A 23,349-nucleotide genomic window follows, 5' to 3' on the forward strand; every position below is an offset into this window, starting at 1 on the left:
AGAATCGATAACGATAATTACTATCATTATCATGTCAGGGATGTGAATTATGTCGTTTTCTACGACCACGGTGCGCGCCGTTGCCGTACCTGGTCTGTTACTCGTTTTAGCCTTTGCTATCGCTCTCAGCCTGCTGATTGGCGCCAAACCTCTTCCAGTGAGCGTCGTCGTGGAGGCTTTTTCCGGTACCTGTCAGAGCGCCGACTGTACTATCGTGCTGGACGCCCGGCTGCCGCGAACCCTGGCGGGACTACTGGCCGGCGCCGCGCTGGGCCTGGCAGGATCGCTGATGCAGACTCTGACGCGTAATCCCCTTGCCGATCCCGGCATTCTCGGCGTGAACTCCGGCGCCAGCTTCGCGATTGTGCTGGGTGCCGCGCTGTTTGGCATCCACTCCCCGCAGGAACAGCTGCTGATGTCGTTTTGCGGCGCGTTTGGCGCCTCGCTGCTGGTGGCCTTTACCGGCAGTCAGGGCGGCGGTCAGCTCAGTCCGGTACGTCTGACGCTAGCCGGCGTGGCGCTGGCGGCCGTGCTGGAAGGGCTCTCCAACGGCATTGCGCTGCTCAACCCCGATGTTTACGACCAGCTGCGCTTCTGGCAGGCCGGTTCGCTGGATATTCGCACGCTGCAGACGCTGAAAATCGTCCTCCTGCCGGTGGTGATTGCCGCCGCTGTGACGCTGTTGTTAAGCCGGGCGTTGAACAGTCTGAGTCTCGGCAATGATACCGCCACCGCGCTCGGCAGCCGGGTCGCCCGCACTCAGGTTATCGGCCTGCTGGCGATTACCGTGCTCTGCGGTAGTGCCACGGCGGTAGTTGGCCCCATCGCCTTTATCGGCCTGATGATGCCGCATATGTCGCGCTGGCTGGTGGGCGCTGACCATCGCTGGTCGTTGCCGGTCACCTTACTGGCAACCCCTGCTCTGCTGCTGTTTGCCGATGTATTGGGTCGCCTGCTGGTCCCCGGTGAACTGCGAGTATCGGTGGTCAGCGCCTTTATCGGCGCGCCGGTGCTGATTTGGCTGGTGCGCCGTCAGCCGCGCGGAGGTGCAATATGATAGCCCCTTCTCGCCGACTGTTGCTCAGCTGTCTGATTCTGCTGGCCACCAGCCTGCTGGTCTCCCTCTGGGGCCTCGGCAGCGGTCTGGTGCCGTTAAGCGTCGAGCAGGTGCTTTCCGCTCTGCTGGGCGATGCGCCGCGTAATATCACCATGGTGGTCACCGAATGGCGACTGCCGCGGGTGCTGATGGCCCTGCTGATCGGTGCGGGACTTGGCGTCAGCGGCGCCATTTTTCAGTCGCTGATGCGCAACCCGCTGGGCAGCCCGGACGTGATGGGCTTCAACACCGGCGCCTGGAGTGGCGTGCTGGTGGCGATGGTGATGTTCGGCCAGAACCTGACGGCGATTGCGCTGGCGGCGATGACCGGCGGCGTGTTGACCGCGCTGGTGGTCTGGCTGCTGGCCTGGCGCAACGGCATTGAAACTTTTCGCCTGATTATTATCGGCATCGGCGTTCGCGCCATGCTGGTGGCCTTCAATACCTGGCTGCTGCTGCGCGCCTCGCTGGAGACCGCTCTCTCCGCCGGGTTGTGGAATGCCGGCTCGCTCAATGGCCTGACCTGGGGAAAAACCTGGCCCTCCGCGCCGCTGATTGTGCTGATGCTGATAGCGGCGGCACTGCTTGCCCGGCGCATGCGCCTGCTGGAGATGGGCGACGATACCGCCTGCGCGCTCGGCGTGCGGGTAGAACGTTCGCGCCTGCTGATGATGCTGGTGGGCGTGGTACTGACCGCCGCCGCCACCGCGTTAGCCGGACCGATCTCGTTTATCGCCCTGGTCGCGCCGCATATCGCCCGCCGCCTGAGCGGCACCGCGCGCTGGGGATTAACCCAATCGGCGCTCTGCGGCGCGCTGCTGCTGGCGCTGGCTGACTACAGCGCCCAGCGCCTGTTTATGCCCTATCAATTGCCGGTGGGAGTGGTGACCGTCAGCCTCGGCGGCATCTATCTTATCGCGCTATTAATTCAGGAGTCCCGCAAAAAATGACCGCCGAAACGACCCGTTTGCGCGGCGACCAGCTAACCCTGGCGTACGGCAAAAAGACCATCGCCGAATCGCTGAATGTGACCATTCCTGACGGCCATTTCACCGCAATCATTGGCCCTAACGGCTGCGGGAAATCGACGCTGCTGCGAACCCTGAGTCGCCTGATGACGCCGGCCAGCGGCCATGTTTATCTCGACGGTGAGCAGATCCAGCGCTATGCCAGCAAAGAGGTGGCGAAACGCATCGGTCTGCTGGCGCAAAATGCCACCACCCCGGGGGATATTACCGTTCAGGAGCTGGTGGCGCGCGGCCGCTATCCGCATCAGCCGCTGTTTACCCGCTGGCGTAAAGAGGATGATGACGCGGTCAACAGCGCCATGAGGGCGACCGGAATAACCGATCTGGCACGACAAAGCGTCGATACGCTCTCCGGCGGCCAACGGCAGCGGGCCTGGATTGCCATGGTGCTGGCGCAGGAAACGGCCATTATGCTGCTCGATGAGCCCACTACCTGGCTGGATATCAGCCATCAAATCGATCTGCTGGAGCTGCTGAGCGAGCTCAACCGCGAAAAGGAGTATACCCTGGCGGCGGTACTGCACGACCTCAACCAGGCCTGCCGCTACGCAACGCATTTGATTGCCTTGCGCGAGGGTAAAATCATTGCCGAGGGGGCGCCGAAAGAGATTGTCACCGCCGAATTGATCGAGCAGATTTACGGCCTGCGCTGCATGATCATTGACGATCCGGTCGCCCATACGCCGCTGGTCGTGCCGCTGGGGCGCCGGTAAATCCCCTCACTGCGGACTTCGCCCGGTGGCGCTACGCTTACCGGGCCTACCGTTCTGTCTCCTTCCGCGAGCTCTGCATCGTCCCGTAGGCCGGGTAAGGCGGCAGCCGCCACCCCGGTAATATTCCCCCAGCGACCCCAAATCTCCCGCACTACCGGACCATCGGGGATTCGCCCGGGGGCGCTACGCTTACCGGGCCTGTCGTTCTGTCTCCTTCCGCGGGCCCTGCATAGTCCCGTAGGCCGGGTAAGGCGCCACCCGCCACCCGGCAATCTTCTCCGGTCTACCCCAAAATCTCCCGCACTACCGGACCATCGGGGATTCGCCCGGGGGCGCTGCGCTTACCGGGCCTGTCGTTCTGCCTCCTTCCGCGGGCTCTGCATAGTCCCGTAGGCCGGGTAAGGCGGCAGCCGCCACCCCGGTAATATTCCCCGCAGCGACCCCAAATCTCCCGCACTACCGGACCATCGGGGATTCGCCCGGTGGCGCTACGCTTACCGGGCCTGCCGTTCTGTCTCCTTCCGCGGGCTCGGCATCGTCCCGTAGGCCGGGTAAGGCGGCAGCCGCCACCCGGCAATCTTCTCCGGGCTACCCCAAAATCTCCCGCACTACCGGACCATCGGGGCTTCGCCCGGGAGCGCTGCGCTTACCGGGCCTGCCGTTCTGTCTCCTTCCGCGGGCTCGGCATCGTCCCGTAGGCCGGGTAAGGCGGCAGCCGCCACCCGGCAATCTTCCCCGGGCTACCCCAAAATCTCCCGCACTACCGGACCAATCGATTCGAAGGCCTGCGGGGAGATAATATCCACGTGGGCGCAGTTCTGGCTAAAGACCTCCAGCTCACCCACCCACGGTCCCCACGCCGCCTGTGGATCCATCCCCGCCTGGCGCGTTTTTTCAGCCACAAACAGCGTCGCTTTGCCATCAAACTTCGCGCTATGCGCGGTGGTCAGCAGGCGTACCGCATCGGCATAGTTGCCCTCGATGACACGGAACAGTTCCCCGGAAGCCTGCCCCTGCTGGGCGGCAAGGAAGGCCTCTCGTTCACGTTCAATCTCGGCCAGTACCTCCGGGTCCAGACCGTTAGCCTCTTTCTCCGCCCAGTTCTGCGTCTCCGGCGGCCAGGTGTCCAGCAAGCCGAGGAACGCCACCGCTTCGCCGCGCTGACGCAAACGGGCAGCAATGCCCTGCGCCAGCGTCCCGCCGAGGGAATAGCCAAACAGGTAATAGGGCCCGTGCGGCTGCTGCGCCAGCAAGGTCTGCAGATGCTGCTCGCACACTTCATCGAGGTTTGCCGCGCTCATCATCGGCCCTTCCGGTCGCGGCGACTGGATGCCGGTAATCGACCAGCGCGGGCTGAGATAGCGGGCCAGCACGCTGAACTGCCAGGCAAAACCCGATGCCGGATGGAAACAGAACAGCGTTGGTCCGTCGCTGACGCGCAGCGGCAGAATCGCATCAAAGCCCAGGCGCTGCGCTTGCTCATCGCTGAGATCGGACGCCAGCAGCGCACTCAGTTTTCCCACCGTCGAGGCCACCATCACCTGCCCGGGCGTCACCTGACGTCCCAGCTCGCGGCTAAGCTGCGCCGCCAGGCGCATCGCCAGCAGAGAATGACCGCCGAGGGCGAAGAAATCGGCTTCAATGTCGTTCACTTCGCAGCCCAGCAGCCGGCTGAAGGCCTCCGCGACCGTGGCTTCAATACCCGGCTCCGGCGGACGACCGCCGCGCGCGGTGCCCAACGTCGGCAGCGGCAGCGCTTTGCGATCCAGTTTGCCGTTGGCGCTCAGCGGCAGTTCCGCTAGCTGAATCAACACCACCGGCACCATATGCGGCGGCAGCTGTTCGGCCAGGCGCGTTTTCAGCGCTGCCGTATCCAGCGGCAGGCCGGACTCTGACACCAGGTAGCCGACCAACTGGCGGGCATCGCCACCGGTCGCCGCCGCCTGATTGAAAACGCAGGCGTGGGTTACTGCCAGGGAAACGTCCGCTAGCGCGGACATGACGCGGTCGATTTCGCCCAGCTCAATACGCTGTCCGCGAATTTTCAGCTGGTCATCGCTGCGCCCGAGGTACTCCACCGCGCCGTTATCCAGCCAGCGCGCCACATCGCCGGTGCGATACATCCGCTCACCGGCGGCAAACGGGTCGGCGATAAAGCGCGAAGCGGTCAGATCCGGGCGGCCCAGATACCCCTGAGCCAACTGTATGCCGGTCAGATATAAATCCCCGGCGACGCCCGGCGGAACCGGCCGCAGAGTGGCATCGAGAATACGCAGCCCGGTATTCCATACCGGCCAGCCGATAGGCACGCTGTTGCCGGTGACCGCCGCCAGCTCCGCCCCGCAGGCCGGATACCAGCTCACATCCACCGCCGCTTCGGTCGGGCCATAGAGGTTATGCAGCGGCGCGCCGGTCAACGCTTCCCACTCGCGGCACAGGTCGGTTGGCAGTGCTTCCCCGCTGCAGAAGACGCGCTTCAGCGTCCGGCAGGTCGTTACGTTTTCAGCATCCAGCGAAGCCACGAACGCCGCCAGCATTGATGGCACAAAGTGGGTGGTGGTCACTCCATAGCGGGCAAAGAACTGCTGCATCGCCTGCGGATCGCGATGGGCTTCCGGTTCGGCCATCACCAGCTGTGCGCCGGTGATAAACGGCCACCAGAACTCCCATACCGACACATCAAAGCTGCACGGCGTTTTCTGCGCCACCACATCCCCGGCGGTAAGCGGATAGTGATTTTGCATCCACAGCAGACGGTTAACGATCGCGGTTTGCCCGACCATCACCCCTTTCGGGCGCCCGGTGGAGCCGGAGGTAAAGATGATGTACGCCGTATGCTCCGGCTGTGAGAGCGCCAGCGGCGTGTCATCATCCGCCGCAAGCGGCTGCTGATAACACAGGGTTTCAAGACCCGGAATATCGCTGAAGCGGGCCAGCTGATCTTCTGCAGTAATCAGCAGCGTAGGACGCGCGTCCTCCAGCATCATCCGCAGGCGGTCGTCCGGATACCCGGTATCCAGCGGCAGCCAGGCCGCGCCGGCCTCGACGATGCCGTGCAGCGCGAGGGTGAGGAACACCGAACGCGGCAACGCCACCGCCACGCTGTCGCCCGGCTTGACGCCGCGCTCACGCAGCAACCGCGCCAGCGCCACCACCTGCTGACGCATCTCCCGATAGCTGAACTGCCGGGTGGCATCCGCCAGCGCCGGGGCATCCGGCGTTTTCGCCGCCTGTTCAGCCACCAGGGCGCTGAGCGTCGTCGTCGGCAGCGCCACGCCGGTATCATTGACCTGCGCCAGCTGCGCCGTCTCGTCGGCCGAAAGCAGATTGGCCTCTGCGCAGCGTAGCGCCGGATCGGCGGCAAACTGGGTCAGCAGCGCGGATAAACGCGCCACGTGAGCGCGCAACGTTGCTTCGTCATAGCGCGCTTTGTTCGCCAGCACCTCCAGCGACAGTCCGCCGGACTCATCCGGAAATAGCGCCAGTTCCAGATCGTTGACCGGACCGGTCGCCAGGGTGTGGGTCACCGCGTCGATACCGTCAATATCGAGAACATAATCAAAAACTTTCACATTGAGCACCGGGCCAAACAGCGGTTCATCGCCCGCCGCTTTGCCGCTATCGCGCACGATTTGTTCAGCATCGTAGCGCTGGTGGCGGCGCATCTTTTTCAGCTGGGCGCTGAGACGCAGCGCCAGCTCCGCCAGGGTTTCTTGCCCATCGATATGTATCGCCAGCGGCAGGACGTTCAGTACCGGACCGGTTGCGGTCAATGCCGCCGATCCCATCCGCCGCATAAAGATAAAGCCCGCCGCATAGTCCATGCGGCTGCATAAACGGCCGAGCCACAGGGTGGTCAGCGCCAACGCCAGATCGGCTCGCTGGCACTGCGGTGCGCCGGCGGCCAGGCGGCTGAACAGGCTGGCATCCAGATCCAGCTTCAGACGCCAGATATCGCTACTGGTCGCCCGCCCCGCCAGCGGCGCAGCAGAGAGCGACGCCGGTGACGGCAGGGCTTTGCGCTGTTCCATCCAGAATGCTTTATCGCGCTGCCAGGCCTCACTGCCGTAGTAGCGCTGATACTCTTCAACAACCTCAGCGAAAGGGGTAAATGGCGACGCCGGCGTCGCCTCCCCGCGTTGCCAGGCGCGATAAATTGCCGCAATCTGGCGGGTAATAGCGGGGAAACTGAAGCCATCTACCAGCAAATGATGATAACGCTGATACCAGTACCAGCAGTCATCCGCCACGCGCAGCAGCTGGTGACAAACCAGCGGATTGCCGCCATCCACGCGTAAATTCTGTCCGAGGTCGGCCTGCATTATCGCCAGCGCGGCGTCGTGCGGATCGCGCGCCTCGCGCAGATCGCAATAGTCAGGTTCGGCAAAAGCGCGCTGCTCATCGACCCATTGCCAGGCTTCGCCGTTATCTTCGCAAAAGCGCATGCTGAGGGTGTCGGCCTGCGTCAGACCGGTGACGATCGCCCGTCCCAACAGCGCCGGGTCCAGGTTGCCGCGCAGCTCGACATAGTGGGCGACACTCCATGCGCCGGGCAGCGTAGAGAGGCGCTCCGCCATCCAGATCCCAGGCTGCGCCGCGACCAGCGGTAAACGAGTGCTCATGTCCGGCTCCTTGAGGTTGCATAGTGGGCAGGGGTAAGGGTTGACCAGTTCGCCGCCAGCCAGCTGTTGCACGCCTCTAAGGACTGCGGCGGGCATTCCACTACCCAGCCTTGCGGCAGCGCGCAGTGGTGCGGCCACAGGCTGTACTGCTGTTGTTCGTTGCGCAAAATGTAAAACTGCCCTTGCGGATTATCGAAGGGGTTGCTGAATTGCATACCAAACTCCTGTCTTTACTCGCCATCCTCCTGTCGGCTTTCGCCCTGGCTAGCGCCTCGGGGTATGCGGAAGGATGTTGAGTCTGAAGCGCACTTTGTTATTGCGCGCGGCTCAACGGCTGCCAGAGCTGGATGAGCCCAGCCGTCAGCCCACCGCGCCAGCAAAGCGCATCGTGCCCGCCGTCAACCTGACGCCAGAAAATCGTCTGCTGTGTCTGCTGTAGTTGTGTTAAAAGCGCCTGATTGGCGCGAAAAATAAGCGGCTCACGCTCTCCGGCTTCCAGCCAGATTCGCAGCCCGTGGGGGCGGAGCACTCCCTGGCTCAGGCGTTCGATCAGCAGGCCGGTTTGCGCGCCGCCGCGATGCGGCCACCAGTAGGAGCCAGACTGGCTCAGCACGCAGCCAAAGCGCTGCGGCCAGTAGAGCGCGGCAAACATCGCCGCCAGGCCGCCAAAGCTCTGACCGGCGACCACGGTACAATCGGCGCGGTCGCTAAAAGGCGCGATTTGCTGTACCCGAGGCAATAGTTCTTCCTGCACCGCCAGCCAGAAATCGGCGTTACAGGGCAGCTCCCGACTCCGGTGTTCGTTATCGATGACATCAATCAGCAGGTAGACCGCTGGCGGCAGCTTTGCCTCGCGCGTCAGCCCGGCCAGTGCGGACCAAACCGGCATACTCTCGGCCCAGAACTGGCCATCAAGCAGCACCGCCAGCGGACGCTCTGCGGCAACGGCCTCTCCGGTGGTGTAAACCCATATCCGCCGCGTATTACCCAGTCGGGCGCTGTGCCATTCAATGCACACCGGCGGTTGATAAGGCGCATTACGCAGCGACCAGCCCGGTTGTTCCGGTGCCAGCGGCAGCTCCAGCGCCGAAACGGCGTGGCCGCGCCCGCCTTTCCAGCTTTGTGGGTTTAACGGATCGGCTATCGCTCGCGGCAGCAGTCTGCGCCAGCCTTCCCGCAGCAGAGTGCGGTCCGGGCTGCCGCCGTTGAAAATCTCAGGGGCAAAATCGTCATCGCGATCGGAGGGAATAAAGCAGTAGCTGCCGCGCCAGGCGGGAGACAGCGTGGTTTGCCATTGCCAGGCATCGGTGCCGGGCACGCGCTTGAGGGTTTGTGGTACGGCATTTTGATGATGGTCGGTGACGCCGGTGATGTAAATCCACACCCGCTTCGTCAACGAGGTCTCTTCGCTGCCCGCCGGATCCCGCCACCAGAAGGTCACCCGGTAGCTATCGCCAACGGCCTCGGCCTGCGGACCGAAGATCCCCTGCCACCAGTCATCACTTCCTGTCATTAACATTCCGTCATTAACCCTATGTTTACCGTGATTTTTCTCAATAAACGTAATTTTTATTGATAATATTATTGATAACTATTTGCATTTGCAATAGCGTATTACCGCACTTTGGGAAGAGTCACTTCTAATTACACATGTCAGAAAGGGCCATTTGGTCAGCGATGGAATGCCTTCGCCCTCTACTGACCACATTTCTGCCGCCTCCCCTCCCGGTGGGAAGGGGTTCCAGGGGCATGCGGCAACGGAAAGCAGGACGTAAAATGAATAACAAGATCAAATCCTTGACCTTGCTGGTCAATCTGGGAATTTATGGGGTTGCCTTCCCGCTGTGTGCGGAAGAGACCCTCGACAGTAAAAAAGCGGCCACCGAAGAGACGATGGTGGTCACTGCCGCCGAACAAAACCTGCAGGCGCCGGGCGTATCGACGATCACCGCCGAGGAAATTCGTAAACGTCCCCCCGCTCGCGATGTCTCCGAAATTATCCGCACCATGCCGGGCGTTAACCTGACCGGCAACTCCACCAGCGGCCAGCGCGGGAATAACCGCCAGATTGATATCCGCGGCATGGGCCCGGAAAATACCCTGATCCTGATTGATGGCAAACCGGTCACCAGCCGTAACTCCATCCGCCTGGGCTGGCGCGGCGAGCGCGATACCCGCGGCGATACCAACTGGGTCCCGCCGGAGCTGATTGAGCGCATTGAAGTCATTCGTGGACCGGCGGCGGTCCGCTACGGCAACGGCGCCGCGGGCGGCGTGGTCAATATCATCACCAAAAAAGGTGATAACGAGTGGCACGGTTCGTGGAACACCTACATGAACGCCCCGGAGCACAAAGATGAAGGCTCCACCAAACGCACCAACTTCAGTCTGAACGGCCCGCTGGGCGGCGATTTCAGCTTCCGCCTGTTGGGCAACCTCGATAAAACCCAGGCCGATGCCTGGGATATCAACCAGGGCCATCAGTCAGAACGTACCGGTATTTACGCCGATACGCTACCGGCCGGCCGTGAAGGGGTAGAGAACAAAAATATCAACGGCGTCGTGCGCTGGGATTTTGCGCCGATGAACTCGCTGGAGTTTGAGGCGGGCTACAGCCGCCAGGGCAACCTGTACGCCGGGGATACGCAGAACACCAATACTAACGATCTGGTGAAAAAGAACTACGGCAAAGAGACCAACCGTCTCTATCGCCAGACCTACTCGGTGACCTGGAACGGCGGCTGGGATAACGGCATCACCACCAGCAACTGGGCGCAGTACGAGCACACCCGCAACTCGCGTAAAGGCGAAGGCCTGGCCGGGGGTACGGAAGGGATTTTCAGCAGCGATCAATTCTCTGATATCGACCTGTCCGACGTGATGCTGCACAGTGAAGTCAGCGTTCCGTTCGACCTGTGGGTCAATCAGAACCTGACGCTGGGTACCGAATGGAACCAGCAGCGGATGAAGGATCTGGCCTCCAACACCCAGACCTTTATGGGCGGCGACATTCCGGGTTCAACCAGCACTGGCCGCAGCCCGTATTCTCAGGCGGAGATCTTCTCGCTGTTTGCCGAAGACAACATCGAGCTGACCGACTCCACCATGCTGACCCCGGCGCTGCGCTTTGACCACCACAGCATTGTGGGGAACAACTGGAGCCCGTCGCTTAACCTGTCCCAGGGGCTCGGGGATGACTTCACCCTGAAAATGGGCATCGGCCGCGCCTATAAAGCGCCAAGCCTGTACCAGACCAACCCGAACTACATTCTGTACAGTAAAGGCCAGGGCTGTTACGCCAGTGCAACCGGCACCGGTTGCTATATGATGGGTAACGAAGACCTGAAAGCGGAAACCAGCATCAACAAAGAGGTCGGCCTTGAGTTTAAACGCGACGGCTGGCTGGCCGGGGTGACCTGGTTCCGTAACGACTACCGCAACAAGATTGAAGCCGGCTATGCGCCGATCTCCCAGACCGGTACCGGTAAAGTGAAAACCGATATTTACCAGTGGGAAAACGTACCGAAAGCGGTGGTAGAAGGCCTGGAAGGGACATTGAACGTCCCGGTTAGCGAAACCGTTAACTGGACCAACAACATCACCTATATGCTGCAGAGTAAGAACAAAGAGACCGGCGATCGTCTGTCGATTATTCCGGAGTATACGCTGAACTCAACGCTGAGCTGGCAGATATACCAGGATGTTTCCGTGCAGTCGACCTTCACCTGGTACGGCAAGCAGGAACCGAAGAAGTATAACTACAAAGGTCAGCCGGTAACCGGCAGCGAGAAGAACGAGGTGAGTCCGTACAGCATCCTCGGCCTGAGCGCGACCTGGGACGTCACCAAATACGTCAGCCTGACCGGCGGCGTGGATAACGTCTTCGACAAGCGCCACTGGCGCGCGGGTAATGCCCAGACCACCGGCGGCGATACCGGTTATATGTACGGCGCGGGCGCCGAGACTTATAACGAATCGGGCCGGACCTGGTATATGAGCGTCAACACGCAGTTCTGATTACGCGCCTGAAGACCAGGCCGTTCTCTCCCCCGGAGGACGGCCTGGCTATCTGGCCTCCTGACAGGACCACGACAAAGCTATCCCCTCGCCTGCATCCTGACGTAGGATGACCCTATGCAAACGACACACTCGACTTTTCTTTTTGCCGGCCATCGGCTGCATCAGATTGATTTCGACCCGGCCACCTTTGCGCCTCACGATATCCTGTGGCTCCCCCACCATCAGCAGCTCGAAAATTGCGGCCGGAAACGGCAGATGGAACATCTTGCCGGGCGTATCGCGGCGGCCTGCGCCCTGAAAGCTGTTGGCGTGAAAGGCGTTCCCGGAACAGGTGACCAGCGGCAGCCGCTGTGGCCTGTCCCCTGGTCTGGCAGCATCAGCCACTGCGACACCCGCGCGCTGGCCGTCGTCGCCGCCCGACCGGTCGGTATCGACATCGAAAACGTGCTCACCCCCGCGCTGGCGACGGAGCTGGAGAGCAGTATTATCAGCCCGACCGAACGCGCGGTGCTGAAGGCGAGCGGACTGCCCTTCGAATTGGCTCTGACGCTGGCTTTTTCGGCGAAAGAGAGCGGGTTTAAGGCCCTGCCTATCGCGCAACAGTCAGGAACAGGGTTTATGCACTTTCGGATAACCGACATTCAGGGCGAGGTCGTCACTTTGTGGACTGAGCAGCAGATGTACCAGGTGCATTGGATGGCGGTTGAGCCCTGCGTCATCACGCTTTGCCAAACGCAACACCGGTAATAAAGGAAGAACCCGCGCGGTCAGAGCCGCACGGGGGAAACGCCATGCTGGCTCAACACATCGTTTTCGCGAGGGAGATAATAGCCTGGGCATCAAAACCGTGGTGCTGGCGCATCCAGCCACGATCCGCCGCCGCCGCATATTCGCCATCAGGAATACCCAGCCGTTTCAGCGGAATACCGATACCAGCCTCCGCCATAACCTCTGCGACCAGGCTTCCCAGACCACCGTTCACATTATGCTCTTCAACCGTAATCACCGCGTTGCATCCCTTCAGCGCGGCCAGTAACGCTGGCGTGTCGCAAGGGCGAATCGAAGGTACGCTGACCACCTGCGCCTGAATCCCTGATTCTGCCAGCGCTTGGGCAGCCTCGACAATTTCATGCACCGTCGAACCGGTAGCGACCAGCGCCAGATCGTGGCCTTCACGCAGCGTGTTTACGGCTCCGGGGACAAAGCGATAGTTTTCAGCATACAGCTCCGGCAACGCTTTGCCGTCGAGACGGATGTAAACCGGCCCCTGATGTTGCAGGGCGTAGTCGATTATCTGTCGACATTCCCGTGGCGATGACGGCGCATAAATCTCAATGTTGCCGAATCCCCGCATCACCGCAAGGTCATCAATCGCGTGGTGCGTGCTCGCCAACGGGCCATAGCTGGCTCCCGCGTTCAGACCAAATAATTTGACGTTGGTGTTGTTGTAACAGACATCGACTTTGATTTGTTCATTGGCGCGGGAAATCAAAAATGGCGCGGCATTGCAGGTCACCGCCACTTTCCCCCCCAGCGCCAGCCCGGCTGCCATCCCGACCATGCTTTGCTCGGCAATGCCGACGTTAACCAGCCGGTCAGGGAACTGTTTAATAAACGGCGCTATTTTTGCGGTTGATGTTGAGTCGGCGACAACAGGCACCAGATCAACTCCATTTTCTACGGCATCAATAAACGCCTGAACCATCACGTTTGCCAGGTGTTCTGCATTACTCATCTTTCAGTTCCTCCAGCGCCAGCGCAATCTCCTCACCTTTCGGCACCCGGTGGTGCCATTCCGGACGCCCCTGGATAAAGGAGATGCCGGCGCCTTTCGTGGTATTCGCAATAATGACGTTGGGTTTTCCTTCCTGCTTTAATCCTTCAAGCGTCGCGACAACCGAGGCCATATTATTTCCCTGACATTCGGTGACGGTCATACCAAAGGCCTTCCATTTTTCGGCAAGCGGATCGGTATTCATGATTTCGCGGGTTGGCCCGGCCAGCTGCAGGTTGTTTTTGTCATTAATAATGATCAGATTATCAAGACCGTAATGTGCTGCGGCCAGTGCGGCCTCCCAGTTACTCCCCTCAGCCAGTTCACCATCGCCGGTGATGAGGAAGACGCGGCGGGCGCTGTGGTTCTTTTTCGCGGCCAACGCCAGTCCCACCGCCACGGGCAAACCGTGTCCTAAAGCCCCGGTATTCAGCTCGATGCCCGGCGTCTTCTGGCGAACCGGATGGCCAGGCAGGTGGGAGTTGGCATGCTGATAGGTGCTCAGCCAATCGACCGGGAAGAATCCCGCCTCGGCCAGCACGCAGTAGTAGCAGCCCACCGCATGACCTTTCGACTGGATATAGATGTCACGCCCTTCATCGGCAATGCGGTCCGGCGCAACGTTCAAAATGCGGAAGTACAGCGCGGTTAAGAGCTCCACCTGCGACAGGTCAGCGCCGGTATGACCGCCGGCAGGGCTGTTGGCGTTCAATCTGATAATGTGGCGGCGTACCGCGCGAGCCTGACGCTCAAGTGCCTGAACATCGTAGTTATAGGGATTCATTTAATACCTCTGAATTTAATTTCAACTTGGAATATTTATTCCGTAAGGGACTAAAAAAACCAGATATCCCCTGGCAGCGCATCGCAGCGCTTTCGCCGCTGCACCAGACTCAGGAACATTCTGCCTCCTCACCATCAGGCATACCTGCGCCTGGATAATTTTTCAGTTGATCCAAAACCACAATGAATATATATTCATATATGATTCTTTATTCGATTATGCAACCACTGTTCTGTTTTTGTCCATAGCTGTTTTAGAGGATTGATAAAAGTTAGAGTCTCATCACACTTAAATGTCTTTTTTTTTCGCGTATGATTACAGGCTCTAACATAATGGCTGCACGTTAATGATTTTCGGGGATATATATGGCTAAGCAGGATGAACAACGGCTATTAGTTAAGATTGCCACTCTTTACTACCTTGAAGGACGCAAGCAGTCCGACATTGCTCAACTTCTCTCGCTTTCTCAGTCATTTGTCTCCCGCGCTATCACCCGCTGCCAAAAAGAAGGGGTGGTCAAAATTAGCGTCGTACAGCCCTCAAATATTTTCCTGAATCTCGAAAAAGGCATTGAGGATCGCTACGGCATCAAGCAGGCCATCGTGGTGGACACCGAAGAGGATGCCAGCGACCACACCATTAAACGCGCCATCGGTTCAGCGGCGGCCCACTATCTTGAAACGCGGCTACGACCAAAAGATCTGATTGGCGTCTCCTCCTGGAGCTCGACCATTCGGGCCATGGTTGATGAGGTTCACGCGCAGAACCTGAAAGCCAGCGGCGTGATTCAACTGCTGGGCGGTGTGGGTCCTAATGGCAATGTGCAGGCAACGATCCTCACTCAGACGCTGGCGCAACGGCTGAACTGTGAAGCCTGGCTGCTACCTTCGCAAAGCATTGAAGGCTCGGTGGAAGAGAAAAACCGGCTGATTGCCAGCCAGGATGTGGCCGATGTGATTTCACGTTTTGATGAAGTCGATATCGCTATCGTCGGGATTGGTATTCTCGAACCTTCGCAGTTGCTCAAAACATCAGGCAACTATTACCACGAAGATATGCTGCAGGTGCTGGCGGAGCGCGGAGCAGTCGGGGATATTTGCCTGCACTACTACGATAAAAACGGGCAGGCGGTGTTACGTGATGATGAAGATCCTGTTATCGGCATGGCGCTGGAGAAAGTCAAAAAATGCCCCAATGTCGTCGCGCTGGCCGGCGGTAGTGATAAAGTCGCCGCCATCAAGGGCGCCCTCTCCGGCGGTTATATTGACATTTTAATCACCGATTATCCTACCGCCCGGCTGCTCGTCACCGCGTAATCAGCCGCTAAAACATCTTTTCTCATGCCTTTGCGCCCTTCAGGAAGACGCAAAGGCACATCAAATAAATGCTTATATTTCAATTTAATAAATAGTTAAAGCGCCGTACCCCCTCAACATCCCCTGCACATTTCACGATCCAGATAAGTGTGATTGCCAGCACAATTGATAACTTTCCCTCTGGCCCCAGAGAAACTTTCTGGCTAAGGTATTAAATAAATAATCACTATCGAATATATATTCAGTGATTAAAAAAGTGATAACGAAATGTCACATCATGGCCTGCTAAGCAGCAATGCGATAACGAGGAATGCTCGCCCTTCCCTTCGCGCCAGGACGACGTGTGACTCAGGAGACTATCTAATGCTGGCAACACAGAAAGAGTTCATCATTGCGCTCGATGAAGGTACCACGAACGCCAAAGCGGTGGTGCTTGACGGCCATGGCAACGTTATTGTGAAGTTTTCTCAACCGTTAGCTATCCAGACACCGCGCGATGGCTGGGTAGAGCAATCCGGAGAGGCGTTAGTCGAGGCCTCACTGGAGGTGATAGCCAACGCTATCGACCACGTTGGCGCAGAAAACGTGGCGGCATTAGCCATCAGCAACCAACGTGAAACCGCCATCGGCTGGTATCGTCAGAGCGGCAAACCGATTAACGCAGCCATCACCTGGCAATGTACCCGTAGCGCGGGTTTCTGTGAGGCGCTGCGCCGCGATCGTAAAGAATCCCAAATTAAATCCACCACCGGGCTACCGATTGCCCCGCTGTTTTCCGCCTCAAAAATGCGCTGGCTGCTGGAGTCGCTGCCGGAAGGCCGGGCGATGGCAGAGCGCGGCGAGATTTGCCTCGGTACCATCGATAGCTGGCTGCTGTGGAACCTGACGCAAGGCGCAGCATTCCGCTGCGACTACTCCAACGCCGCGCGGACGCAGTTACTTAATTTACATACCGGTCAATGGGATGACGAAATGCTGGCGCTGTTCCAGATCCCTCGCGCCGCGCTGCCTGAGATTAAACCCTCCAGCGGGTTATTCGGTTATACCCGCGGTCTGGCCGCCATTCCTGACGGCATCCCGGTGATGGCGATGGTCGGCGATTCACATGCCGCGCTGTTCGGTCACGCGCTCGGTGAACTGGGCTGCGTTAAGGCCACTTATGGCACGGGATCGTCGGTCATGGCGCCGGTGAAGTCAGCCCAATGCGATATTGCCGCACTGGCCACCACCATCGCCTGGCACGATGGCGACAGCATCATCTATGGCCTGGAAGGCAACATCCCCCATACCGGCGATGCGGTGGCCTGGATGGCTGATAGTACGGGATTAAGCGAGCTCTCCGAGCGCGAACTGGCCCACGAGCTCAATACCCTGCCGGCTTCCGTCGATTCCACGCTGGGCGTCTATTTTGTCCCCGCGCTGACCGGTCTTGGCGCCCCCTGGTGGGACGACAGCGCGCGCGGGGTTATCTGCGGACTCAGCCGCGGCGTCAAGCGCGCCCACCTGATTCGCGCCGCGCTGGAATCCATCACTTATCAGATTGCTGATGTGGTGGTTGCCATGCGCCAGCATGACGACTTCCACCTGGCAGCACTGATGGTCGATGGCGGGCCGACAAAAAATGATTGGCTGATGCAATACCAGGCCGATCTGCTGGGTTGCCCGGTGATGCGCAGCGATGTCCCCGAGCTGTCGGCAATTGGCGCGGCCCTGCTGGCCCGTAAAGCGATTCATCCCGGAACGCTGACTGATTTAAGCGCGTTCTTAACCGAACACAGCGAATTTCGCCCCGATATGGCGCGCCATCTGCGTTTACAGAAAAGATGGCAGGAATGGCGCCATGCGGTGGACAGAACATTATGGAAACCGGCCCCGTCCGCCTGACGCCCCACCAGGGATCCTGCTGCGCGACGAACCTGAATCATCAACATAAGGAGAGCTCCGGACCATACAACTGATTTTCAGGCCTTGCGTTGTTTCACCGTACCCGACAATAACAACATAGAGAGAACATTGTCATGAAATTACGTTTAACGTTGTTAACTGCTGCAACCCTGACCGCTTTTTCATTTTCCGCTCAGGCGGTAGAAAAAGGCACCATTATGATTATGGTCAACTCGCTGGATAATCCGTATTACGCCTCTGAAGCCAAAGGCGCCAGTGAAAAAGCCAAACAGCTGGGATATAAAACGACGGTTCTGTCACATGGCGAAGATGTCAAAAAACAGAACGAACTTATTGATACCGCCATTGGTAAAAAAGTTCAGGGTATTATTCTCGATAACGCCGACTCAACCGCCAGCGTCGCCGCCATTGAAAAAGCCAAAACAGCAGGCATTCCCGTGGTATTAATCAACAGGGAAATTCCTGTCGATGATGTGGCACTTGAGCAAATTACGCACAATAACTTCCAGGCGGGTTCGGAAGTCGCCAACGTATTTGTTGAGAAAATGGCGGAGAAAGGAAAATACGCAGAGCTCACCTGCAATCTTGCCGATAATAACTGCGTGACCCGCTCTAAATCTTTCCATCAGGTTATCGACCAGTATCCAGACATGGTCAGCGTCGCCAGACAGGATGCCAAAGGAACGTTAATCGACGGCAAACGCATTATGGACAGCATCCTGCAGGCTCATCCGGACGTTAAAGGGGTGATTTGCGGTAATGGCCCCGTCGCTCTGGGCGCTATCGCCGCGCTAAAAGCAGCGAACCGTACGGACGTGGTGGTGGTCGGCATCGACGGCAGCAATGACGAGCGTGATGCGGTTAAAGCGGGAACCCTACAGGCCACCGTGATGCTGCAGGCCCAGTCCATCGCCGCGCAAGGGGTGACCGACCTCGATAACTTCCTGCAAAAAGGGGTGAAACCGGCGAAACAGCGCGTCATGTTCCGCGGCATCCTGATCACTAAAGATAACGCAGACAAAGTTCAGGACTTCAATATCAAGTCCTGAGTTCGGGTTGTTGCGCCCCTTGCGGGGCGCACAGGAGAGTCTCATGTATAAAAAAACCTGGCTGGCATTGGCCATCGTCGCACTGGGAGGCTGCCGCATTGTCTCTCAGCAAGAGCTGGCCGATCTTAAATCCCCGCCCAATCCGCACATGGCGAATATCGATCGGACGTGGCAGGAGAAAATTGTGCCGCAGGTAGTGGCGCAGGCTCGCTCCACGGAAGCGTTAATGACCGCGCTGCATGCGGCCAAAGATTTCGACAGCGCTTGCAAAACATTGGGTTATCGCGCTCAGGAAGAAAATCCGTGCATTTTCTTCGTCAAGGTTGAAGGCAAGGTCATCAAGCTTGACGCCACCTCGCGCAGCGGAAAAATGACCGTACAGGAGCAAAACGGCAGCGCTATCGTGGTGCAAATTGGCCCGACGCTACGCGGGACCCAGCTACGCGATGGCTATAGCGGTGCCAGTTATGCAGACTTTAACGACCAGGTGCTGTTTGGTGAATACGGTCGGGCCATTAATGAACAGGCCGTAAAAATGATCCACAGCGCACAGCTAAAATCCGGCGAAATGGTTGAGGTCTATGGCGTATTTTCCGCCTGGGATATACCGCAAACCTTCCCTGATATTACACCAGCGAAAATTATTCACCCCGGAGGACAATAAGATGTCAGCGCAAGAAATCGTCACTCCCCAACCAGTCGAAGCTGAAGTTATTATCGAAACCCGCGGATTATCTCGCGTTTACCCAGGCGTTATCGCCTTAGATAACGTCGACTATCGGGTGTATCGAAATAAAGTCAACGTTCTGATCGGAGAAAATGGTGCGGGCAAATCCACCATGATGAAAATGCTTGCCGGTGTCGAAACTCCTTCCTCCGGACAAATTATTCTCGAGGGTTCTCCCGTTTCATTAAACTCGACTCACCAGGCTGAAAAACAGGGTATCAGCATTATTTTCCAGGAGCTGAATTTATTCCCGAATATGAATGTCATGGATAATATTTTCATGGCTAATGAGTTTTTCCAGAAAGGAAGAATCAACGAAAAATACCAATACGAGCTGGCTAAATCACTGCTGGAACGGCTGGAGCTCGATGTTGATCCCTATACCCCGCTTGGCGAACTGGGTATTGGCCATCAGCAGCTGGTCGAAATTGCGCGCGCCCTGTCCAAAGATACTCGCGTATTGATTATGGATGAGCCCACCTCCGCCCTCAGCCAGTCTGAAGTCAAAGTCCTGTTCAATGTTATCGGACAGCTTAAACGGCGCGGCGTCACCATCATTTATATCTCTCATCGTCTGGAAGAACTGATGGAAATTGGCGACCACATTACCATTTTCCGCGATGGCCGTTTTATCAGCGAACGGACCGTCAGCGATGCCAGTATCCCCTGGATCATTGAACAGATGGTCGGCGATAAGAAAAAGCATTTCGACTATCAACCGGCCCCCAAAGGCGAAGCGGTGCTGGCGGTGGACGGTCTGACCGCGCTGCACCATAGCGGCGGTTACAAGCTTAATGATGTGACCTTTACCTTATGTAAAGGGGAAGTCATCGGCATTTACGGCCTGCTGGGCGCCGGGCGTACCGAGCTATTTAAAGGGCTGGTCGGCCTGATGCCGTGCCAGAATGGCAGTATCCATCTCAACGGTGAAAATATCGGCAGGGCCCCTTTTCAGGCCAGACTCAAAAAAGGGCTGGCGCTGGTACCGGAAGACCGACAGGGCGAAGGCGTGGTGCAGATGATGTCCATTCAATCCAATATGACGCTCTCCGATTTCAGTCTTCAGGGGTTTCGCCGCGCCTGGCAATGGCTGAATCCGCATAAAGAGCATGCCAGCGTTAAAGAGATGATTCAGCAGCTTGCCATCAAAGTGAGCGATCCCGAGCTTCCCATCACCTCTCTGAGCGGCGGCAACCAACAAAAAGTGGTGCTGGGGAAGGCGTTAATGACGCAGCCGCAGGTCGTTTTCCTCGATGAACCCACGCGCGGCATCGACGTGGGTGCCAAAACGGACGTGTATCACCTGATTGGCAAAATGGCGCAACAGGGGCTGGCCGTGATGTTCTCCTCCTCAGAGCTGGATGAAGTGATGGCTCTGGCAGATCGTATTTTGGTGATGGCCGATGGCCGTATTACCGCCGACCTACCGCGTCATGCGGTCACCCGCGAAAAATTAATCGCGGCTTCAACACCTCAAGATTAATCAGGCTGGAATCCATCATGAACCAGAAATATATGATCTATATGTACCTGCTGAAGGCCAGAACGTTTATCGCTCTGCTGCTGGTTGTTGCGTTTTTCAGCGTGATGGTACCGAATTTCCTGACTACCTCAAATCTGCTGATCATGACCCAGCATGTGGCCATTACCGGCCTGCTGGCCATCGGGATGACGCTGGTCATTCTGACCGGGGGAATTGACCTTTCAGTCGGTGCCGTGGCCGGGATTTGCGGCATGGTGGCCGGTGCCCTGCTGACCAATGGCCTGCCCTTATGGAACGGTAGCGTCATCTTCTTCAACGTACCGGAAGTTATCTTGTGCGTGGCTGTCTTTGGCGTGTTGGTGGGTCTGGTTAATGGCGCCGTGATTACCCGTTTTGGCGTGGCGCCCTTTATTTGTACCCTCGGAATGATGTACGTCGCCCGCGGTTCTGCCCTGCTGTTTAACGACGGCAGCACTTACCCCAATCTCAACGGCATGGAAGCGCTGGGCAACACCGGTTTCTCCACCCTCGGCTCCGGTACCGTCCTGGGAATTTATCTGCCGATCTGGTTGATGATCGCTTTTCTGCTACTGGGATACTGGCTGACCACGAAAACCCCGCTGGGCCGCTATATCTACGCCATTGGAGGCAACGAATCCGCGGCCCGTCTGGCCGGCGTCCCGATTGTTAAGGCCAAAATCTTTGTTTATGCCTTCTCCGGCCTCTGCGCCGCGTTCGTCGGGCTGATAGTCGCCTCACAGCTGCAAACCGCGCACCCGATGACCGGCAACATGTTCGAAATGGATGCGATCGGCGCCACCGTTCTCGGCGGGACCGCGCTGGCGGGCGGCCGGGGCCGGGTGACCGGTTCGATTATTGGCGCCTTCGTGATCGTCTTCCTCGCCGACGGCATGGTGATGATGGGGGTCAGCGATTTCTGGCAGATGGTGATTAAAGGCGTGGTCATTGTCACCGCCGTCGTCGTCGATCAGTTCCAGCAGAAACTACAGAACAAGGTCATTCTCATGCGCCGCCATGAAGAAAAGCTGGCGACGGTTCATCCCAGCGGCGCGGCATCCCGTTAATTCACGCATAGCACCGATTCTTCCGCCGGGCGTCACCGCCCGGCTTCGCTAAAGGGAAAAAAGTATGCACAGAAATTTTGACAATAAAACCATCGTCATTACCGGAGCCTGCCGGGGTATTGGCGCCGGCATCGCCGAACGCTTTGCCCGCGATGGCGCCAGGCTGGTGATGGTCTCTAATGCACCGCGCGTCCATGAAACCGCAGAAACCTTACGCCAGCGTTATCAGGCCGATATTCTGTCGCTGGAGATTGATGTCACCGATGAAGCCCAGGTCCAGTCCCTGTACCAACAGGCCGCAGCCCGCTTCGGCACCATTGATGTTTCAATTCAAAACGCCGGCGTGATCACCATCGATTATTTCGATCGCATGCCAAAAGCCGATTTCGAAAAAGTGCTGGCCGTGAATACAACCGGCGTCTGGCTGTGCTGTCGCGAAGCGGCCAAATATATGGTCAAACAGAACTACGGAAGTTTGATCAATACCTCGTCGGGCCAGGGGCGCCAGGGCTTTATCTACACCCCGCATTACGCCGCCAGCAAAATGGGCGTTATCGGCATTACGCAAAGCCTGGCTCATGAGCTGGCGCCGTGGAACATCACCGTCAACGCCTTCTGCCCCGGGATTATCGAAAGTGAAATGTGGGACTACAACGACCGGGTGTGGGGCGAAATCCTCAGCAGTGAACAAAAGCGCTATGGCAAAGGCGAGCTGATGGCGGAATGGGTAGAAGGAATACCGATGAAACGGGCAGGAAAACCGGAAGATGTTGCCGGGCTGGTGGCCTTTCTCGCCTCTGACGATGCGCGCTATCTCACCGGACAGACGATTAACATCGACGGCGGCTTAATTATGTCTTAATGCCCGCGAGGGTTTTGACCACAAGAGTAATCACTATGATCGCAAAAGATTTTGCTCAACAGTTGTTTAACCTGCAGGACCGCGTTGCCTTTGTCACCGGCGCGGGCAGTGGTATTGGCCAGATGATCGCCTACGGGCTCGCCAGCGCGGGCGCGCGCGTCGTCGGTTTTGATTTGCGCGAAGACGGGGGACTGGCCGAAACCGTGAGTCATATTGAAGCGATAGGCGGCGAAGCCTGCTTTTACACCGGGGATGTGCGCCAGCTAAGCGATCTCCGCGCCGGCGTCGCGCTGGCCAAAAGCCGCTTCGGTCGTCTCGATATCGCCGTCAATGCCGCCGGTATCGCCAACGCCAACCCGGCGCTGGAGATGGAGACGGAACAGTGGCAGCGGGTTATTGATATCAACCTCACCGGCGTGTGGAATTCCTGTAAAGCGGAAGCGGAACTGATGCTGGAATCCGGCGGCGGCTCGATTATTAATATTGCCTCGATGTCCGGAATTATCGTTAACCGCGGGCTGGAACAGGCGCATTACAACAGCGCCAAAGCCGGCGTGATTCATCTCTCTAAAAGCCTTGCCATGGAGTGGGTCGGCAAAGGGATTCGCGTCAACTCAATTAGCCCGGGTTACACCGCAACGCCGATGAATACCCGTCCTGAAATGGTCCATCAGACCCGCGAGTTTGAAAACCAGACGCCCATTCAGCGCATGGCAAAAGTTGAAGAGATGGCGGGACCGGCTCTGTTCCTCGCCAGCGACGCCGCCTCATTTTGTACCGGCGTTGATTTGGTCGTTGATGGCGGATTTATCTGCTGGTAAGCGGAGCGCATGGCGACATTCGCTCGAAAAAAGGCGCCCACGGGGCGCCTTTTTACTCATGCAG

At 58.3% G+C, this 23,349-nt stretch carries 18 protein-coding genes; 13 read left to right on the forward strand and 5 right to left on the reverse strand.

The window, feature by feature from the left end:
- Window positions 1-49 precede the first annotated feature (49 nt).
- Genes fepD through fepC form a run of 3 tightly spaced genes read left to right on the forward strand, consistent with a single transcriptional unit; the run spans window position 50 to window position 2,837 of the window.
- Window positions 50-1,057, forward strand: coding sequence for a Fe(3+)-siderophore ABC transporter permease (gene fepD / locus BV390_RS13030; protein ID WP_032700595.1), 1,008 nt, complete (start codon window positions 50-52; stop codon window positions 1,055-1,057).
- Complete coding sequence (gene fepG / locus BV390_RS13035) at window positions 1,054-2,046, forward strand: iron-enterobactin ABC transporter permease (protein WP_032700596.1); 993 nt, start codon at window positions 1,054-1,056, stop codon at window positions 2,044-2,046. The genes fepD and fepG overlap by 4 nt, the downstream gene beginning before the upstream one ends.
- The gene (fepC, locus tag BV390_RS13040; protein WP_085397006.1) at window positions 2,043-2,837 is read left to right on the forward strand and encodes an iron-enterobactin ABC transporter ATP-binding protein; all 795 of its coding nucleotides are present in this window, start codon (window positions 2,043-2,045) and stop codon (window positions 2,835-2,837) included. The genes fepG and fepC overlap by 4 nt, the downstream gene beginning before the upstream one ends.
- Before the next feature lie 740 nt (window positions 2,838-3,577).
- On the opposite strand, the gene entF is transcribed toward fepC, so the two are convergent.
- From entF to fes, 3 genes are all read right to left on the reverse strand, one after another.
- Window positions 3,578-7,459: an enterobactin non-ribosomal peptide synthetase EntF gene (entF, locus tag BV390_RS13055; protein WP_085397008.1), complete on the reverse strand. Its 3,882-nt coding sequence runs from the start codon at window positions 7,457-7,459 to the stop codon at window positions 3,578-3,580.
- Window positions 7,456-7,674, reverse strand: coding sequence for an MbtH family protein (locus BV390_RS13060; protein WP_032688956.1), 219 nt, complete (start codon window positions 7,672-7,674; stop codon window positions 7,456-7,458). The genes entF and BV390_RS13060 overlap by 4 nt, the downstream gene beginning before the upstream one ends.
- Before the next feature lie 98 nt (window positions 7,675-7,772).
- A complete protein-coding gene (gene fes, locus BV390_RS13065; RefSeq protein WP_223849391.1) occupies window positions 7,773-9,017 on the reverse strand; it encodes an enterochelin esterase in 1,245 nt (414 codons plus the stop codon).
- 218 nt (window positions 9,018-9,235) lie between these two features.
- Between fes and BV390_RS13070 the strand changes: the two genes are divergently transcribed.
- Together BV390_RS13070 and entD are read left to right on the forward strand one after the other, a co-directional pair.
- Complete coding sequence (locus BV390_RS13070) at window positions 9,236-11,476, forward strand: TonB-dependent siderophore receptor (protein ID WP_085397009.1); 2,241 nt, start codon at window positions 9,236-9,238, stop codon at window positions 11,474-11,476.
- 117 nt (window positions 11,477-11,593) lie between these two features.
- Window positions 11,594-12,226 carry an enterobactin synthase subunit EntD gene (entD, locus tag BV390_RS13075; RefSeq protein WP_064384185.1) on the forward strand — a complete coding sequence of 211 codons (633 nt, stop codon included), beginning with the start codon at window positions 11,594-11,596 and terminating at the stop codon, window positions 12,224-12,226.
- Between the two features lie 52 nt (window positions 12,227-12,278).
- Here the strand turns inward: entD and BV390_RS13080 are convergent, their stop codons facing one another.
- Together BV390_RS13080 and BV390_RS13085 are read right to left on the reverse strand one after the other, a co-directional pair.
- Window positions 12,279-13,214, reverse strand: coding sequence for a transketolase family protein (locus BV390_RS13080; RefSeq protein ID WP_064384186.1), 936 nt, complete (start codon window positions 13,212-13,214; stop codon window positions 12,279-12,281).
- Window positions 13,207-14,037, reverse strand: a complete 831-nt coding sequence (locus BV390_RS13085) for a transketolase (protein ID WP_032688965.1) — start codon at window positions 14,035-14,037, stop codon at window positions 13,207-13,209. The genes BV390_RS13080 and BV390_RS13085 overlap by 8 nt, the downstream gene beginning before the upstream one ends.
- Window positions 14,038-14,402: 365 nt before the next feature.
- On the opposite strand from BV390_RS13085, the gene BV390_RS13095 reads away from it, so the two are divergent.
- From BV390_RS13095 to BV390_RS13130, 8 genes are all read left to right on the forward strand, one after another.
- Window positions 14,403-15,353 carry a sugar-binding transcriptional regulator gene (locus tag BV390_RS13095; protein WP_032688967.1) on the forward strand — a complete coding sequence of 317 codons (951 nt, stop codon included), beginning with the start codon at window positions 14,403-14,405 and terminating at the stop codon, window positions 15,351-15,353.
- 363 nt (window positions 15,354-15,716) lie between these two features.
- Entirely contained in the window at window positions 15,717-17,237 is a 1,521-nt protein-coding gene (locus tag BV390_RS13100; protein WP_032696436.1) for an FGGY family carbohydrate kinase, read from the forward strand.
- 134 nt (window positions 17,238-17,371) lie between these two features.
- Window positions 17,372-18,307, forward strand: a complete 936-nt coding sequence (locus tag BV390_RS13105; RefSeq protein WP_032688971.1) for a D-ribose ABC transporter substrate-binding protein — start codon at window positions 17,372-17,374, stop codon at window positions 18,305-18,307.
- 43 nt (window positions 18,308-18,350) lie between these two features.
- Complete coding sequence (locus BV390_RS13110; protein ID WP_046852967.1) at window positions 18,351-18,971, forward strand: DUF2291 family protein; 621 nt, start codon at window positions 18,351-18,353, stop codon at window positions 18,969-18,971.
- A gap of 1 nt (window position 18,972) precedes the next feature.
- Window positions 18,973-20,517, forward strand: coding sequence for a sugar ABC transporter ATP-binding protein (locus BV390_RS13115; RefSeq protein ID WP_004859306.1), 1,545 nt, complete (start codon window positions 18,973-18,975; stop codon window positions 20,515-20,517).
- A gap of 17 nt (window positions 20,518-20,534) precedes the next feature.
- Window positions 20,535-21,602 (forward strand): ABC transporter permease, encoded by a 1,068-nt coding sequence (locus BV390_RS13120; RefSeq protein ID WP_032688974.1) that lies wholly within the window; start codon window positions 20,535-20,537, stop codon window positions 21,600-21,602.
- Between the two features lie 64 nt (window positions 21,603-21,666).
- Window positions 21,667-22,464 (forward strand): SDR family oxidoreductase, encoded by a 798-nt coding sequence (locus BV390_RS13125; protein WP_032696439.1) that lies wholly within the window; start codon window positions 21,667-21,669, stop codon window positions 22,462-22,464.
- A gap of 35 nt (window positions 22,465-22,499) precedes the next feature.
- Window positions 22,500-23,285 carry an SDR family oxidoreductase gene (locus BV390_RS13130; protein ID WP_032688977.1) on the forward strand — a complete coding sequence of 262 codons (786 nt, stop codon included), beginning with the start codon at window positions 22,500-22,502 and terminating at the stop codon, window positions 23,283-23,285.
- Window positions 23,286-23,349 lie beyond the last annotated feature (64 nt).

The sequence above is a fragment of the Klebsiella sp. YJ genome, assembly GCF_002108615.1.
Lineage (GTDB): Bacteria > Pseudomonadota > Gammaproteobacteria > Enterobacterales > Enterobacteriaceae > Klebsiella > Klebsiella planticola.